Origin of the sequence: Williamsia sp. MIQD14 (genome assembly GCF_051025635.1) — a bacterium.
Classification (GTDB): domain Bacteria; phylum Actinomycetota; class Actinomycetes; order Mycobacteriales; family Mycobacteriaceae; genus Williamsia_A.
The window spans coordinates 1,057,537-1,074,292 of record NZ_JBPFDG010000001.1 but is presented as its reverse complement, the minus strand read 5'-3'; the positions used below and the strand labels follow the sequence as shown (position 1 = coordinate 1,074,292).

Below are 16,756 nucleotides of genomic sequence, written 5' to 3'. Positions count from 1 at the left end.
ACCGCAGCGCCGCACACGTATCGTGTCCGGCGTTCACCCGACCGATTCACTGCCGATCCGCTTTCATGCCGATCCCCAGATATGAGGAGTGCCGATGACGACAGACGCAGCCGCCACCACCCCGGCGTTGCGCCCGTTCCGATTCGCGGCCGGCGGTGAGGGCAACCGTGACGAGGGCGGCGCCCGCAAGTTCGTCGCGCTGGCCCAGCGGGCCGAGGAGTACGGGTTCGACACCTTCGCCATCCCCGATCACCTGGAGAACCAGGTCGGTCCGCTGGCCGCGCTCGGTGCGCTGAGCCAGGCGACCAGCACGATCCGCCTGGCCACGACCACGCTGGCCGCGGGTATGCGGCACCCCGTGGTGCTGGCCAAGGAGGCCACCACCATCGACGTGCTGTCGAAGGGTCGCCTCGAACTCGGCATCGGTGCATCGTGGCTGCGGGAGGACTTCGAGTCCGCCGGCATCCCGTTCGGCACCCCCGGCGAGCGTCTGCGTCAGCTCGACGAGGCCCTGCAGATCCTCGACGTCCTCCTGCGCGGCCAGGAGTGCACTTTCTCGGGCGACTACTACCAGGTCAAGGGCGTCGTCGGAGCACCTCGACCGCGGCAGGGACCGCGTCCGCCGATCATGGTCGGCGCCGGTGGCCCGCGCATGCTCGAGGTGGCCGCGAAGTACGCCGACATCATCTCGGTCGCGACGGGCAGCACCCCCGACGGCAAGCTCAAGCTCTCGGACATGACGATCGAGAAGACGATGGAGCGCGTCGACCGGATCCGTCAGTCGGCCGGTGATCGTTTCGACGACATCGAGCTGAACTGGACCATCGCCACCATCCTCATCACCGATGACCGCGAGTCGACCGCGGAGATGGTGCTCGGCGCCATCGACAGCGGGTTCCCGCCCAACATGGCCAAGGACGCCGACCTCACCGTCGACGACATCCTGTCCTCGCCGTACATCATGTGCGGGTCGTTCGAGGAGATCGCGGAGCAGATCCGCACCGTGCGCGAGCGCACGACGATGTCGTACGTGGGGGTGTTCCCGACCCAGATGGATGCCTTCGCACCGGTGATCCCGTTGTTGAAGGGGACATGATGCCCGGCCTGCGGGGTGACGGCCGACGACAGTTTGCAGGGGTGAACCCGACAGACCGTTCGCAGCGGCTAACATACTCGGAGTTTGGCGTGCCATCGGCAGCGTCGGCCGTGGGGAGCCGAGGGTGTCGGTCACACAGTGGTGCGTGCAATCGGAAGGAAACGCTGGGGGACGGATCCGAGGTCAGGTCATCGACGACTGCCCGACGATTCCCGGCGCCGCCGAGACACGACGTGGCTCGGCTGTAGCGACGACGGCGACCGACGATCGAGGTAGACGATGCCAACAGGAGTCCAGATGAAGAGCGCGTTCGACGAGTTCCTCGATGAAACCGGCAATCTCCACTTCACCGAGGAAGACACCCTCTACTCCTATGTCGAGCGGAACGTCCGGGAGAAGGCCGACACCCTCGCCTACCGGTTCATGGATTACAGCCGTGAGCGCGACGGCGAGGCCATCGAGCTGACCTGGTCGCAGTTCGGTAAGCGACTGCGCGCCATCGCCGCCCGTCTGCAGCAGGTGACCAAACCCGGTGACCGGGTGGCGATCCTCGCGCCGCAGTCGTTGGAGTACGTGATCGGGTTCTTCGGCGCGCTCTACGCGGGCAACATCGCCGTGCCGCTGTTCTCGCCCGACGAGCCCGGCCACACCGACCGCCTGCACGCCGTCCTCGGTGACTGCACCCCGTCGGTGATCCTCACCGCCACCAAGTCGGCCGAGGCCGTCCGCGACTTCTTCAAGCCCCTGCCGGCCAAGGAGCGTCCGCGCGTCATCGCCGTCGACGCCGTGCCCGACTCGGTGGGGGAGACCTGGAAGCCGCCCACCCCGCACCTGCACGACATCGCCTACCTGCAGTACACGTCGGGATCCACCCGCACCCCGGCCGGCGTCGAGATCACCTACGAGTCGGTGTCGGCGAACGCGCTGCAGATGATCGGCGCGATCCAGCTGACCGAGAACTCGCGCGGCGTGACGTGGCTGCCGATGTTCCACGACATGGGTCTGTTGACCATCATCATCCCGGCGCTGGGCGGGCAGTACATCACGATCATGAGCCCGGCGGCCTTCGTGCGCCGACCTGGTCGGTGGATCAACGAACTCGCCGCGCTCAGCGACGGTGCCGAGACCTTCGCCGCCGCCCCGAACTTCGCCTACGAGCACGCCGCGGCCCGTGGGCTGCCGCGTGACGGCGAGAGCCTCGACCTGAGCAACGTCATCGGTCTCATCAACGGCAGCGAGCCGGTCACCGTCAGCTCGATGAACAAGTTCAACGAGGCCTTCGGTCCGTACGGGTTGTCGAAGACCGCGATCAAGCCGTCGTACGGCATGGCCGAGGCGACGCTGTTCGTCTCCTCCACCCCGCGCGACAGCGAGGCCAAGATCATCTACGTCGACCGTGACGAGCTGAACGCGGGCCGCTTCGCGGTCGTCGATCAGCACGCGCCCGGCGCCGTCGCGCAGGTGTCGTGTGGCCAGGTGTCGGTGAGCCAGTGGGCCGCCATCGTCGATTCCGAGACCGCGACCGAGCAGCCCGACGGGCACGTGGGCGAGATCTGGCTCAACGGCATCAACCTCGGCCACGGCTACTGGGGCCGCACCGAGGAGACGAAGGCGACCTTCCAGAACACGCTGAGCAACCCCCTGCCCGAGGGCAGCCACGGCGACGGCGCCCCGCGCCCGGACCGCTGGCTGCGGACCGGTGACTACGGGGTGTGGCTCGACGGTGAGCTGTACGTGACCGGTCGCGTGAAGGACCTCGTCATCGTCGACGGCCGCAACCACTACCCGCAGGACCTCGAGTTCAGCGCGCAGGAGGCCAGCCCCGCGCTGCGCCCCGGCTTCGTCGCCGCGTTCGCCGTCCCCGCCAACCAGTTGCCTGCCGAGGTGTTCGCGTCCTCGGCCAGCGGTCTGAAGTTCGACGCCGACGACGCCTCGGAGCAGTTGGTGATCGTGGCCGAGCGCAACACCGGCAAGCGCGCCGACCCGCAGGAGGTCGCCGACATCGTGCGCGCGGCGATCGCCCAGCGCCACGGTGTGATGGCCCGCGACGTGCTGATGGTGCCTGCGGGATCGATACCCCGAACCTCCAGTGGCAAGATCGCCCACACCGCCTGCAAGAACGCCTACGTCGACGGAACGCTGCGTGGTGGCCACACCCAGACAGCCTTCCCCGACGCTCCCGACGCCACTCCATAGACTGGACCGCGATGTCTGAACTGAATAGCGATTCCCCGACCCCAGAACCCGTCGACGGGTCCCTCGGCGCAGCGTCCGACGGTGACACCCGGGCCTCTTCCGACGGTGAGACCGCCGGTGATCTGACGGTCGCCGAGCTGCGCGACTGGCTGCGGGACTGGGTGTCCACCGCCACGGGCATGCCTGCCGACCAGATCTCCGACGACCGCCCGATGGAGGAGTTCGGCCTCGCCTCGCGGGACGCGGTGGCGATGGCCGCCGACATCGAGGACAAGACCGGTGTCCTGCTCACCGCCACCGTCGCCTATCAGCACCCGACGATCGCGTCGCTGGCCAAGCGCATCATCGAGGGCGACCCCGACGAGGGCCTCGAGGTCGACGAGGACGCGGCGTTCTACCACCGCGACCGGCCCGCCGACGACGACATCGCCATCGTCGGTGTCGCGACCCGCTTCCCCGGCGCCGGACACACCCCGGAGTCGACGTGGGATCTCCTCATCAACGGCCGCTCGGGCACCGGCGATCTCCCCGAGGACCGGTGGACGGAGTTCAAGGCCGAGCCGCGCCTGGCGAAGGTGCTCGCCGAGAGCAACGTCCACGGCGGCTACCTCGACGATGTGAAGGGTTTCGACGCCGATTTCTTCCAGATGTCGCCGCGCGAGGTCGAGATGGTCGACCCGCAGCAGCGCCTGGCGCTCGAACTCACCTGGGAGGCTCTCGAGCACGCACACATCCCGCCCAGCGACCTCAAGGGCGGGCAGGTCGGTGTCTACATCGGCAGCTCCACCAACGACTACCAGATGCTCGCCGTCGCCAATCCCGAGGCGATGGGTGACACCGCGGCCTATGCGCTGACCGGTACCTCGACGGCCATCGTCGCCAACCGCGTCTCGTACTTCTACGACTTCCACGGCCCGTCGGTCGCGCTCGACACCGCGTGCTCGTCGTCGCTCGTCGCCGTGCACCAGGCGGTCCGCAGCCTGCGCTCGGGAGAGACCGACGTGTGTGTCGCCGGCGGCGTCAACATGCTGATCTCACCCGCGGCGACCCTCGGTTTCGACCGGGTCGGCGTGCAGGCGAAAGACGGTCGTATCAAGGCGTTCTCGTCCGATGCCGACGGCATGATCCGCGGCGAGGGCGGCGGCTTGATGATCCTCAAGCGCGTCGCCGACGCGCGCCGCGACGGCGACACCATGCTCGCGATCATCGCCGGTTCGGCGGTCAACTCCGACGGCCGCTCGAACGGTCTGCCCGCGCCGAATCCCGAGGCGCAGGTCGCGATGCTGCGCACCGCCTACCGCGATGCCGCCATCGACCCGCGTTCGGTCGACTACATCGAGGCGCACGGCACGGGCACCATCCTCGGCGACCCGATCGAGGCCGATGCGCTCGGCCGCGTCCTCGGGCGTGGTCGCGACATCGACAAGCCGACCCTGCTCGGTTCGGCGAAGACGAACTTCGGTCACCTCGAGTCCGGTGCAGGAGCGGCCGGTCTCATCAAGCTGGTGCTGGCGCTGCAGAACGACAAGCTGCCCCCGTCGCTGAACTACGCCGGGCCCAATCCCTACATCCAGTTCGAGGCGACCCGGCTGCGGGTCATCACCGAGCCCACCGACTGGCCGCGCTACGCCGGTCACGCCGTGGCGGGTGTGTCGGGCAACGGTTTCGGCGGGACCAATGCGCACGTGGTGGTCCGCGAGGTGCTGCCGACCGACCTCGTCGAGCCGACGTCGACCCCGGTACCCGCGACGACGGGTGTCGGTGATCTCGACCGCGCCGACCTGTCGCATTCCGCGGCCGACCGCGGTGACATCGACCTCGACGGTGACATCGACATCGACATCGAGGACGATGACGAGTACCTGACCGACGCCGAGAAGGCCGCGCGCGGTCTGTTCGCGACCGGTCCCGCAGCGACGGTCGCCGATACCGAGCCGACGGTCGACCCGCTGGCCGACTACGCGCCGAGCACCGTCGCCGGAGCCGTGGTGCCCCTGGTGATCTCGGGCTTCCTGCCGTCGCGTCGCCGCAAGACCGCGACCGATCTGCTGGAGTGGCTCGAGTCCGACGAGGGACGCGCCACGCCGCTCGCCGACATCGGTCGGTCGTTGGCCCACCGCAACCACGGCCGTAGCCGCGCGGTGATCATGGCGCACAGTCACGATGACGCCGTCGCCGGTGTGCGCGCCGTCGCCGAGGGCAAGAACAGCCCGCTGGTGTTCAGCTGCGACACCCCCGACCCCGCGTCGGCGGTGTGGTTGCTCTCGGGCTTCGGCTCGCAGCACCGCAAGATGGCCAAGCAGCTCTACCTCGACAACCCGGTGTTCCGTGCCGCGGTCGACGAGGTCGACGGATACGTGCAGAACGAGCTCGGCTACTCGATCTCGGAGATGTTCACCGACGACGAGCAGACCTACGGCATCGAGACCGCCCAGGTCGGCATCTTCACCATCCAGGTCGGACTGTTCGAGCTCCTGCGCCACCACGGTGCGCAACCCGGTGTGCTGGTTCCCCATTCGATGGGCGAGGCGTCGGCGGCGTACCTCAGCGGCGGGTTGTCGCTGGAGGACGCCACCCGCGTCATCTGCCAGCGTTCGCGCCTCATGGGTGAGGGCGAGGCCAGCCTCGAGGGTGACGACATCCGTCTCATGGCGTTGGTGGAGTACAGCGCCGACGACATCACCGGCGTGCTCGTCGACTACCCGGATCTCGAGATCTGCGTCTACGCCGCACCGACCCACACCGTCATCGGCGGACCCGAGGGTCAGGTCGACGCGATCGTCGCGCGCGCCGAGTCCGAGGGCAAGCTCGGTCGCAAGCTGCAGACCAAGGGCGCGAGCCACACCGCGCAGATGGACCCGCTCCTCGGCGAACTGGCCTACGAGCTCACCGGCATCGAGCCCTTGCGGCCGTCGATCGGCTTCTACAGCTCGATCGACCGCGAGACGTTCTACCGTCCGGGCCACGAGCCGGTGCACACCATCGACTACTTCACCAAGGGCCTGCGGCACTCGGTGTGGTTCTCGCAGGCCATCGCGAAGTCCGTCGAGAACGGGCACCGCACCTTCATCGAGTTGTCGCCGAACCCGGCGGTGCTGATCTCGGTCGCCGCGGTCACCTTCGGAGCCGGCCTCCACGACGCCGAGCTCATCGAGACGTTGCGCCGCAAGGAGGACGAGAACCTCGGGTGGGTCACCGCCCTGATGAAGCTCTATGTCCACGGTCACCGCGTCGACGTCGCGTCGCTGTTCGGTGCCGGCGATTTCGCCGACATCCCGCGTACGCGCTTCGAGCGCAAGGACTTCTGGATGCGCGCGGTCATCAACGGTGGTGCGGGCGCCAACCGCGTCCCGGGTTCGCACGTCGCGCTGCCCGACGGCCGCCACGCGTGGGAGGTGGCCGCCTCGGTCGTCACCGACCCGCGTGAGCTGGTCGCGGCCGCCGCCACACAGGTCCTCGCCGACGTCCGCGTCGGCGCGGTCGAGACCCACGGCGAGATGCCCGCGGCAGGAACGGTCACCACCACGTTCACCCCGCACCCCGGCGGCGGCTCACTGCAGGTGCACGGCAAGGACGCCGGCGGCGCCTTCACGCTGCTGGCCGACGCCGTGGTCACCGCGGGCGCCGCACTGGGCGGCACCGCCGTCGCGGGCGAGCCGCTGACCACCCCGACTCCCGCGGAGGCGGCCCGCGCGTCGGGTTTCGTCGACGAGCGCGTGACCGTGGAGCCAGAGATCGTCGAGGACGCCGGTGCCCGGTGGGATCCCGCGAGCGGTCAGAGCGTCGACGACCGAGTCGCATCGATCATCGCCGAGTCGATGGGGTACGAGGCCGAGGACCTGCCGCGTGAGATCCCGCTGATCGAGCTCGGTCTCGACTCGTTGATGGCCATGCGGATCAAGAACCGTGTCGAGTACGAGTTCGACATCCCGCAGATGCAGCTGCAGGCGATGCGCGAGGCCGATCTGCGTGACGTCGTGAAGTTCGTGACCTACGCCGTGGAACACCGCGACGAGGTCGCGGCCCTGGCCGCCGACGCCGAGGGTGGCGGTGAGATCGACACGGCCGCACTCGCCGAGATCATCGATGCGCCCGCGACCCCTGCGGCCCCGGTGGCCGAGACGCCGGCCGAGCCCGAACCCGCGCCCGCCGCAAAGCCCGCGGCCGAGACCCCGGAGCGGCCCGCAGCCCAGGCTGGCGACCTCATCAGCCAGGCCGCGGTCGCCGCGGCCGCGGGTGCCGACGTGCCTCCGCGTGATGCGGCCGAGCGCCTCACCTTCGGTGTGTGGGCCATGGTCACCGGCACGTCTGCGGGGGGCATCTTCAACCCGCTGCCCGTGCTCGACGAGGAGACCGCCGAGAAGTTGACCGCGCGGCTGTCCGAGCGTGCCGGCGGCGAGATCGACATCGAGGACGTGCTCGACGCGCAGACCATCGAGGACCTCTCGACCTACGTGCGTGATCAGCTCGAGGGCGGGCAGGTCGACGGCTTCGTCCGCTACCTGCGCACGGTCGAGGGATCGACCCGTCCGCCGCTGCTGTTGTTCCACCCCGCCGGTGGATCGTCGATGGCCTACGAGGCGCTGATCAAGAAGCTGCCCGCCGACCTGCCGGTGATCGGTTTCGACCGGGTCGAGGGCAGCATCGAGGAGCGCGTGCACCAGTACATCCCGAAGCTGCGCGAGGTGGTCCCGACGGGCCCGTACCTGCTGGCGGGGTGGTCGCTCGGCGGCGCACTGGCCTACGGCTGCGCGCAGGTGCTGCGCGAGCTGGGCGAGGACGTCGCGATGGTGGCACTGCTCGATGCGGTGCGGCCCAACGGTTCTCCCGAGGAGACCACCGAGGAGAAGCGCGCGCGCCTCGAGCGGTACATGACCTTCGCCAAGCGCACCTACGGTGTCGACGACGTGCCGGTCCCGATGGATCGTCTCGTCGCGGCCGACGACGAGGGCCAGTTCCGCATCATCATGGAGCTGCTGTCGATGAGCAACGCCAAGATCCCCGGCGGCATCATCGAGCACCAGCGCACCTCGTTCCTCGACAACCGCGCGCTGTCGACGATCGAGCCGACCCGCTACGACGGCAAGGTGGTCCTCTACCGCGCCGACAAGATGCAGGATGGCGCAGTCGAACTCGAGCCGCGGTGGGGCGACATCCCCGAGGACGGTCGCTGGGGTGAGGTGGTCGACGATCTCGAGATCGTGCACATCGGCGGCGATCACCTCGCGCTCATCGACGAGCCCTACATCGGGCGGATCGGCGCGGATCTCACCACGCGGCTGGCCGACATCACGCGGCACTCGGCCGCAGCGAGCGCCTCAGGAGGCACCAACTAGTGGACACCACCGCAGCCAAGCTGGCCGACCTCCGCGCACGACTGGAGGTCGCGAAGGAGCCCGGTGGCGAGAAGGCGATCGCCAAGCGCGCCGCGAAGGGGATCTGCTCTCCCCGTGAGCGTCTCGCCATGCTCTTCGATCCGGGCACCTTCGTCGAGTTCGGCCAGCTGGCCAAGCTGCCGGGGACCGACTCGAGCGGCTACGGCGACGGTGTCGTGACCGGGCACGGTCTCGTCAACGGGCGCCCGGTCGCGGCGTTCAGCCACGACCAGACCGTGTTCGGCGGAACCGTCGGCGAGGTGTTCGGCCGCAAGGTGTCGATGCTGATGGAGTGGGCGGGCAAGATCGGCTGCCCCATGGTCGGCATCAACGACTCGGCCGGCGCGCGCATCCAGGACGCGGTCACCTCCCTGGCCTGGTACGCCGAGATGGGTCGACGCAACGACCTGCTCTCCGGTCTCGCGCCGCAGGTGTCGGTGATCCTCGGCAAGTGTGCCGGTGGCGCGGTCTACACCCCCGCGAACACCGACATCCTTGTCGCGGTGAAGGATTCGAGCTACATGTTCGTGACCGGCCCCGACGTGATCAAGCAGACCACGGGCGAGGAGATCGACGCCGAGGATCTCGGTGGCGCCCACAATCAGGCGCGGTGGGGCAACATCCACCACATCGCCGACACCGAGGCCGACGCCTTCGCGTGGGTACGTGAGTACCTCGACTACATGCCGTCGACGTGCCATGAGCGCCCGCCGGTGATCAACCCCGGCCTCGAGCCGGAGGTCACCGACAGCGATCTCGGTCTCGACGACTTCCTGCCCGACAACGACAACGCCGGCTACGACATGCGCGACATCCTCGTGCGCATCTTCGACGACGGCGCCTTCCACGAGGTGTCGGAGATCTTCGCGCCCAACATCATCACGGGCTACGCGCGCGTCGACGGGCACAGCGTCGGCGTCGTCGCGAACCAGCCGAGTGTGATGGCCGGTGTCCTCGACACCGACAGTTCCGAGAAGGCCACACGGTTCGTCCGCATCTGCAACGCCTTCAACATCCCGCTGGTGTTCGTCGTGGACACCCCGGGCATCCTCCCCGGTGTCGCCGAGGAGGCCAAGGGCACCATCCGGCGCTCGGGCAAGTTCCTGTTCGCCTACGTCGAGGCCGACGTGCCGAAGGTGACCGTCGTGATCCGCAAGGCTTACGGCGGCGCATACGCGGTGATGGGCTGCAAGCAGCTCGGCGCCGACATCAACTTCGCGTGGCCCACGGCCAAGATCGCCGTCATGGGTGCCGAGTCGGCGGCGGCGATCCTCACCCGTCGGCAGACCGAGAACGCGACACCGCACGAGGCCGACAAGATCCGCACCGACTTCATCAACTTCTACAACACGATGATGGCCACGCCCTACCTCGCGGCCGAGCGCGGGTACGTCGACGCTGTCATCGAGCCCTCGCAGACACGCCTGCAGCTGCGGAAGGCGTTGGCGCAGTTGCGCGACAAGCACACCTACCGCACGCCGCGCAAGCACCTGCTGTTGCCGATCTAGGACTCGCGCCACCGGTCGACACAACTCTCGGGAACTTTTCGGTTCGCTCACCGCATCTCATGGACTGCCCCCGCGGTGACCACCGCGGGGTCCATTCCGAGAGGAGCGAACCATGTCCCGTCCAGTTCGACGACGACACCGACACCTCGGCGCGATCGTCGCCGCCGGGGTCGCCTTCGGCGTACTCCACGGCGTCGCGCAGCCGGCGATCGCCGACGCCAAGCCCGGGCCCGGTACGGGCTCGACCAACAGCAACTCCCATCGGGGACCGAACAAGGCGACCCCGGGCAGGACCACGCAGGGGTCGGCGTCGTCGGGAGCGAACCGCCATCGCGGACCCGACAAGACGCGGCCCGGGGACACGGCGTTCAACGACGACCACCCGCGGGTGGGCGCCGAACCCGACCGCGGCGCCCACAAGGTGCGTCCGGGAGACACCTGGTCGCCGACGGCGCCGCGCGATCGGAGTCGACAGCCGACCCCACCGCGGACAGCACCCTCGGTCGCGGCACCCCCGGCGAGCCCGCGCGCGACAGCTCCAGCGACACCGGCCGCACCGGCTGTCGTCCCACCACCGGCTGCGGTTCCGGATACCCCGGCCCCGCCGGCGGTTCCGCCGACCTCCGTGCCGGCGGTACCGGTGACGCCTCGTCCGGAGACCACGGTCGACGCGTCGTCGTTGCGCAGTGTCGAGAGTCCGCAGGGTCTGCCCAGCACGGTCGCGCCGGCAGATGAGAACGGCCGCACCGACTACACGGTGCGTTACGTTCCGGGACCGGCGGAGCAGGGGCCGGGCCTGCCGCTCACCCGCCGGACCGACTTCGCCGCCCCGGGCAACCGCGTCAGTTCGTGGGGTCCGGATCCGGCGGTCGGCGCGTACGGGACGACCTTCGAGGTGGGGGAGAATCGCATGCAGCTGCCGCTGGGCACCGAACCCGACCCGAACGTCAAGGCGGCGCCGAGCCGCCCCCGCGGAGTCGATGTCACCGCCAAAGTCGTCACCCAGGTCCGCATTTCCTCGGCCACACCGGTCGGACAGCAGCAGGTGCGCGATTCGTCGGGCAACACCTGGACCCAGGTGCGCTACCGCTACGACTATCAGCGTCGGACGATGTACAACGGCGGCGTGAACTCCATCCAGGTGACCGCACCCGGGAACTGGACCGCCATCACGCAGGACGAGGCGAAGAAGCTGTTCGATCGCGGCATCCCACGACCGCGCGCGTTGGGTCGGTGATCACCTCGAGGGGTCGGGATGCGCTCGTGCACCCGGCCCCTCGGGCCTGCGCGGGCGGCGACGCCACGATCGCCCTGGTTCCCGGACTGCCGCGAATCCACGGAGAGGGCTGGGCGCCGTCACAGCCCAGACGTTCTCCGTTGAACGTGTGACAGCTGTTGAGGTTTGCCGTACTCGTGGGTATCGCGCGCGGTTATTCTGCGGTCGCCGCCCTTGCGGGGGCACCGACGCTCGAGGAGTTCCATGTCCCGCACACGTCAGCTCTCCGCGTTCGCAGTGATCTGCGTGTGCGAGCTCCTCATCGTGCTCGACATGACGATCATCAACGTCGCGCTGCCGCAGATCGGCATCGAACTCGAGACGTCGATCACCGGCCTGCAGTGGGTCGTCGACGCGTACACGCTGACGTTCTCCGGCTTCCTGCTCGCGTTCGGCAACCTCGGCGACCGGTACGGCCGCAAGCTCATGCTCGCGGGAGGTCTCGCCGGCCTGGGGTTGTCGTCGATCATCGGTGCCGTCGCCGACGACATGGCCTGGGTGCTGGTGTCGCGTGCGTTGATGGGGTTCTTCGCCGCCGCGGTGCTGCCCGCGACGCTGGCCATCATCACCGCGATCTTCCCCGACCCGAAGGAGAAGTCGCTCGCCATCGGTATCTGGTCGTCGATCGCGGGTGTCGCGGTCGCGATCGGCCCGATCTCCGGCGGCTATCTGCTCACACACTTCTCGTGGCACTCGGTGTTCTGGCTGAACGTGCCGGTCGCGGCCATCGCGCTGTTCGGGGTGTGGCGGCTGGTGCCGAACTCGAAGGCGGCGAGCGTCGGACGGCTCGACTGGCCGGGCGTCGTCCTGTCGATCGCGGGCATCTCGATCGGCGTTTTCGCGATCATCGAGGCCCCGCGCTACGGCTGGCTCTCGGCGACCACACTCATCGGGTTCGCCCTGTCGGTCGTACTGCTGCTGTCGTTCATCCGACGCGAGCTGACCACCGATTCACCGGTTCTCGACATGCGACTGTTCCGGATCCGACCGTTCGCGTTGCCGGCGTTGGCCATCGCGGTCGGCTACTTCAGCCTCTTCGGGTTCCTGTTCCTCATCACCCAGTACTTCCAGGGTGTCCGCGAGTACACCCCGCTGGCGTTCGGCATCGCGACCCTGCCGTTCGCCGCCGCCCTCGCGGTCTCGGCCCCGACGGCGACGGTGATCGCCCAGAAGGTCGGCACCATGCCGCCGCTGGTGCTGGGGCTGGTGCTCATCGGTGCGGGGCTCATCGTGGGCGGTCAGGTGGAACTCGACAGCTCGTATCTGACGCTGGTCCTGCCGGCGATGATCCTGCTCGCCGTCGGCATCGCGATCATCCAGGGCCCAGCGACGGAGTCGATCATGTCGTCGGTGCCGATCGACGAGGCCGGTGCGGGGTCGGCCGTCAACGACACCACCCGCGAGATCGGCGGCACGCTCGGGGTCGCGGTGATCGGCTCGATCGCCAGCTCGTACTACCTGACCCACGTTCGCTCCATCGTCGAGGGCATCCCCGCAGGGTTGATGAACGACACGGAGAAGGAGTACGCGCGCTCGAGCGTCCTGAGCGTGCTGCAGATCCGCGAACGCGACATCCCCGCCTTCTTCGATCCCTCCCGCAACGCGCTCATCGATCAGATGAAACAGGCCGCGCTGACCGGCTCGTCGCACGCCTCCTATCTCGCCGCGGGTGCGGTGTTCGTCTGCGCGATCGTCGTCGCGATCGGTCTGCCGAGGCGGTACCGCACCTCGGGGATCGTCGGCGACCAGGTCGACGCGCTGGCCGAGGAGAAAGTCGTGACGGCACCGCCGACCCCGCAGGAGCAGCGATGACCACGGTCGCCGTCACCGGTGCCACCAGCGATTTCGGCACCGCCATCCTCCCGCTGCTGCTGGCCGACCCGACGATCGACCGGGTGATCGGCCTGGGTCGGCGCGAGCCGAGGGTGCATCACGCGAAGCTCGAGAACGTCCGCGCCGACATCCGCTCGCCGGAACTCGAGCGCGTGTTCACCGGATGCGACGTCGTCATCCACCTCGCCTTCGTCGTCGAGGAGCAGCGCGACAAGGCCGCCTCCAGTGACGTGAACCTGGGCGGGTCACGCAACACCGTCGAGTGCGCACACCGGGCAGGCGTGCGGCACATGGTGATCGCGTCGAGCGCGAGCGCGTACGGGGCCGTCGACCTGCCGGTGCCGGTCACCGAGGACGAGTTCCCCACCTCCGATCCGAACCGCTACTACTTCTTCGACAAGGCCGAGGTCGAGCACTTCGTGGAGTGGTGGCTGCGACGACACCCGGGCGAGATGACGATCGCCCTGTTGCGGCCCACCTTCGTCGTCGGCGCCGACATCGCCAACGACGCCATCGACATGCTCACCGGCATGGCCATCGCCTTCCCCGACCCGGCGACGTCGCACTACCAGTTCATGACCCAGCACGACATGGCCCGCGCCTTCCATCTGGCGGCGGCCACAAACCTCAACGGCCCGTTCAACATCGCGCCGCGCGATCACACCTCGGCACCGACCCTGGCCCGCATACAGGGCCAGGCCGTCACCGCAGCGTCGCTGGGTCTCCTGCGTCTCCTCGCCGACATCGGCTACCGGCTGCGGGTGGTCCCGTTCTCGTCGCACTGGATCTCCTCGGGTGAGGCGGCGCTCGACCCGGATCTGTTCTGCCGCAGCACGGGGTGGGAACCGTCGGCGTCGTCCGACGACGTCGCGGCCGCCATGGTGCTGCTCCGCGGGCGCCCCCTGTTCGGCGGCGCCGAGGTCCTGCCGTCGGCGCGGGTGGCCGAGGTCGCGCTGGAGCCGGCGACACGTCGGCTGCGTCGATGGGCCGAGACCGACTCGGCCATCGGCGAATTGATCGGCGACGTCGACACCGCGCTCTCGCGGCTACGTCACATCACCCTCGACACCCCCGCCGGCGGCGTGCACGCCGAGGTACACCCCGGCGACGGCGGCCCCACGATCGTGCTCGGTGTGGCCGGCCGCAGCCATGCCCGCTACGTGACCCCGCTGGCCGTGCGCCTCGCCAGCGAGGGGTGCACCGTCGTCGTGGTCGACACCCCCGGCCACGGACTGAGCAGCGGGCGTCGCGGGACCCGACGCGGGCACGACCGCGCCGTCGACGCGGTGGCCGCCGTGCAGGCCGATCCGGCGACCGTCATCGTGAAGCTCACCGGCTCACGGCGCGGCGGGCCCTGCGCCCCGGACGGGCCCGACGGCCTGATCGACTTCCGTGCCGGTGCGCGTCTGCCGTGGAAAGGGCGGAGCCGCAGGGCGAAGCCGGCCGCAGCGGTGGCGAATCCACGCGTGACGGCGGGCGCCGTCGATGACCTGCGCACCGGCGCGGGCCAGCAGCGGATCGCCGAAACGATCCACGGTGCGGTCAGACGCGTGGGCGTGCCAGCCAGTCGAGGCTGAACTCCCGCTCGATCCGGAAACCCTCCGCGGTCTGCGCCGCCATCATCTTCTCGACCATCGCGCCGACGACGGGTACCGATGCGGTCACCGTCCCGGCGAAGTGCATGTCGCATCGATGCGGTCCCACCGCCCGCAACTCGACGCGGGCGTCGATGCTGGCGGGCATGGAGACCACCGTCGACACGAATGTGCCCGTGGCGGTCTCGGACTCGCGGGGAAGCCACGACTCGGTGTACTCCACGCTCACCCGGGACGGCACGAAGCGTGTGAGCGCCGCGGGGATGGAGGCGGTCGGGATGGGTTGGCGCACCACAGCACGGAAGCCCTGATCGTCTGCGGTGCAGGCGATCAGCTCACCGCCACCTCCGGCCATCGACTCGACGCGGTCGCGCCAGTACCTAGGCTCGGTGAGCGTCGTGTACAGCTGCTCCAGCGAACAGGGGTAGGGCTCGACGTGGGTGAGGTCGGTGGGCACGTCAGCCCAGCGCCGACGCCGGGACTCGATCGTCAGCGCGCTCGGAGGTGGTGTCGATGTCGTCGGGGTCGTTCATCCCGGCCGCCTCGGCCGAACTGACCGCTCCTGCAGCGTAGTTGGTCGCGTCGGTCTCGTGGATGTCCATCGGCGGGAGATGCCGGGTGAGGGCGTCGATCGCGCGGTCGAGCTGGGAATGTGTGTGCTCGGTCTGTACGCACAGACGCAGCATCGCCTTGTTCTGCGGGACCGCGGGGAACATCGCCACCGCGGCGAACACGCCCTCGTCGTACAGCTTCCGCCACGTGTTCGACACCCGTAGCTCGGTGTAGCAGAACGCGGGGACGATGGGGGAGACCACGTCGGTGCCGTCGGGCAGCGGTGAGGGTTCCACCGTCGGGATGCCGGCGGCGACCAGGCCGTCGCGCAGGTACTTCGCGTTCTCCAGTGTGCGCGTGCCGCGTTCGCGCCCCTCGTCGGTCTGCAGCATGCGGACCGACGCCAACGCGGCTCCGAGGGTGGCGGGGACGGCGGCGGTGGTGAACAGGAAGGTGCGGGCGTGGGCGCGCAGCGCGTCGACGATGTCGCGATTGCCGCAGACGAATCCACCGGTCGATCCGAGACCCTTCGACAGCGACCCCATGCGGACGTCGATGCGCTTCTCCACGCCGTAGAGCTCGGCCGCGCCGGTGCGACGGTCACCCAGCACCCCGACGCTGTGCGCCTCGTCGACCATCAGTGCGGCGTCGTGCCTCTCGCAGACGTCGGCGATCGCGTCGAGCGGGGCGAGGTCACCCTCCATGGAATACAGGCCGTCGACGATGACGAGTTTGGCGCCGACCGATCGGCTCAGACGCTCGTCGAGCTGCGCGGGGTTGTTGTGGCGGAACGCGCGGATCTTGGCGCGGGACAGACGCGCCGCGTCGTAGATGGAGGCGTGCGCGGCGGAGTCGACGATGACGGTGTCGCCGACGCCGACGAGGGCGGAGATGGCGCCGAGGTTGGCCTGGTAACCGGTGGTGAACAGAAGCGCGTTCTTGGTGCCGTGCCACGCGGCCAGTTCGGCCTCGAGCTGCACGTGCAGGTCGATCGTGCCGTTGAGCAGACGGCTGCCGGTGACCGTGGTGCCGTACTTCTGCAGAGCGGCCATCGCCGACTCGCGCACCTTCGGGTGGTCGGCCATGCCGAGGTAGTTGTTCGATCCGAGCATCACGCACTCGCGTCCCTCCACCGGGACGGTGGGCGCGTTGACGGAGTTCATCACCCGGTAGAACGGCAGCTGGTCGCTGTCGCGCATGACGCGGTACGCCCAGACGCGCTTGTCGTGGCGGATGCGATCGAGAATCAGTTGTGAAGACATGAGGACCCCCCCGGTACGTGTGGCCGCGACGTTATCGAGGCGCACAGCCGAAAGGGGCCTGGA

9 protein-coding genes are annotated in these 16,756 nt (G+C 69.1%); 7 read left to right on the top strand and 2 right to left on the bottom strand.

The annotated features are described in order from the left end of the window. Positions 1-94: 94 nt before the first annotated feature. The 7 genes from ACQ7HM_RS04580 (at position 95) to ACQ7HM_RS04550 (ending at position 14,861) form a co-directional block, all read left to right on the top strand. Positions 95-1,096, top strand: a complete 1,002-nt coding sequence (locus tag ACQ7HM_RS04580; protein ID WP_434215037.1) for an LLM class F420-dependent oxidoreductase — start codon at positions 95-97, stop codon at positions 1,094-1,096. Positions 1,097-1,393: 297 nt separating this feature from the next. Further along, positions 1,394-3,292, top strand: a complete 1,899-nt coding sequence (gene fadD32 / locus ACQ7HM_RS04575; RefSeq protein WP_434215036.1) for a long-chain-fatty-acid--AMP ligase FadD32 — start codon at positions 1,394-1,396, stop codon at positions 3,290-3,292. A gap of 11 nt (positions 3,293-3,303) precedes the next feature. After that, entirely contained in the window at positions 3,304-8,628 is a 5,325-nt protein-coding gene (gene pks13 / locus ACQ7HM_RS04570; protein ID WP_434215035.1) for a polyketide synthase Pks13, read from the top strand. Next, positions 8,628-10,175 (top strand): acyl-CoA carboxylase subunit beta, encoded by a 1,548-nt coding sequence (locus ACQ7HM_RS04565; RefSeq protein ID WP_434215034.1) that lies wholly within the window; start codon positions 8,628-8,630, stop codon positions 10,173-10,175. Before pks13 ends, ACQ7HM_RS04565 begins: the two co-directional genes overlap by 1 nt. Before the next feature lie 112 nt (positions 10,176-10,287). Then, positions 10,288-11,412 carry a hypothetical protein gene (locus ACQ7HM_RS04560; RefSeq protein ID WP_434215033.1) on the top strand — a complete coding sequence of 375 codons (1,125 nt, stop codon included), beginning with the start codon at positions 10,288-10,290 and terminating at the stop codon, positions 11,410-11,412. Positions 11,413-11,655: 243 nt separating this feature from the next. After that, complete coding sequence (locus ACQ7HM_RS04555; protein ID WP_434215032.1) at positions 11,656-13,263, top strand: MFS transporter; 1,608 nt, start codon at positions 11,656-11,658, stop codon at positions 13,261-13,263. Beyond that, positions 13,260-14,861 (top strand): NAD-dependent epimerase/dehydratase family protein, encoded by a 1,602-nt coding sequence (locus ACQ7HM_RS04550; RefSeq protein WP_434215031.1) that lies wholly within the window; start codon positions 13,260-13,262, stop codon positions 14,859-14,861. Before ACQ7HM_RS04555 ends, ACQ7HM_RS04550 begins: the two co-directional genes overlap by 4 nt. On the opposite strand, the gene ACQ7HM_RS04545 is transcribed toward ACQ7HM_RS04550, so the two are convergent. Both ACQ7HM_RS04545 and ACQ7HM_RS04540 read right to left on the bottom strand, forming a co-directional pair. Further along, positions 14,827-15,336, bottom strand: a complete 510-nt coding sequence (locus ACQ7HM_RS04545) for a DUF2505 domain-containing protein (protein ID WP_434215030.1) — start codon at positions 15,334-15,336, stop codon at positions 14,827-14,829. The two genes, ACQ7HM_RS04550 and ACQ7HM_RS04545, sit on opposite strands and share 35 nt — an antisense overlap. 1 nt (position 15,337) lies before the next feature. Further along, a complete protein-coding gene (locus ACQ7HM_RS04540) occupies positions 15,338-16,693 on the bottom strand; it encodes an aminotransferase class I/II-fold pyridoxal phosphate-dependent enzyme (RefSeq protein WP_434215029.1) in 1,356 nt (451 codons plus the stop codon). Positions 16,694-16,756: the final 63 nt, after the last annotated feature.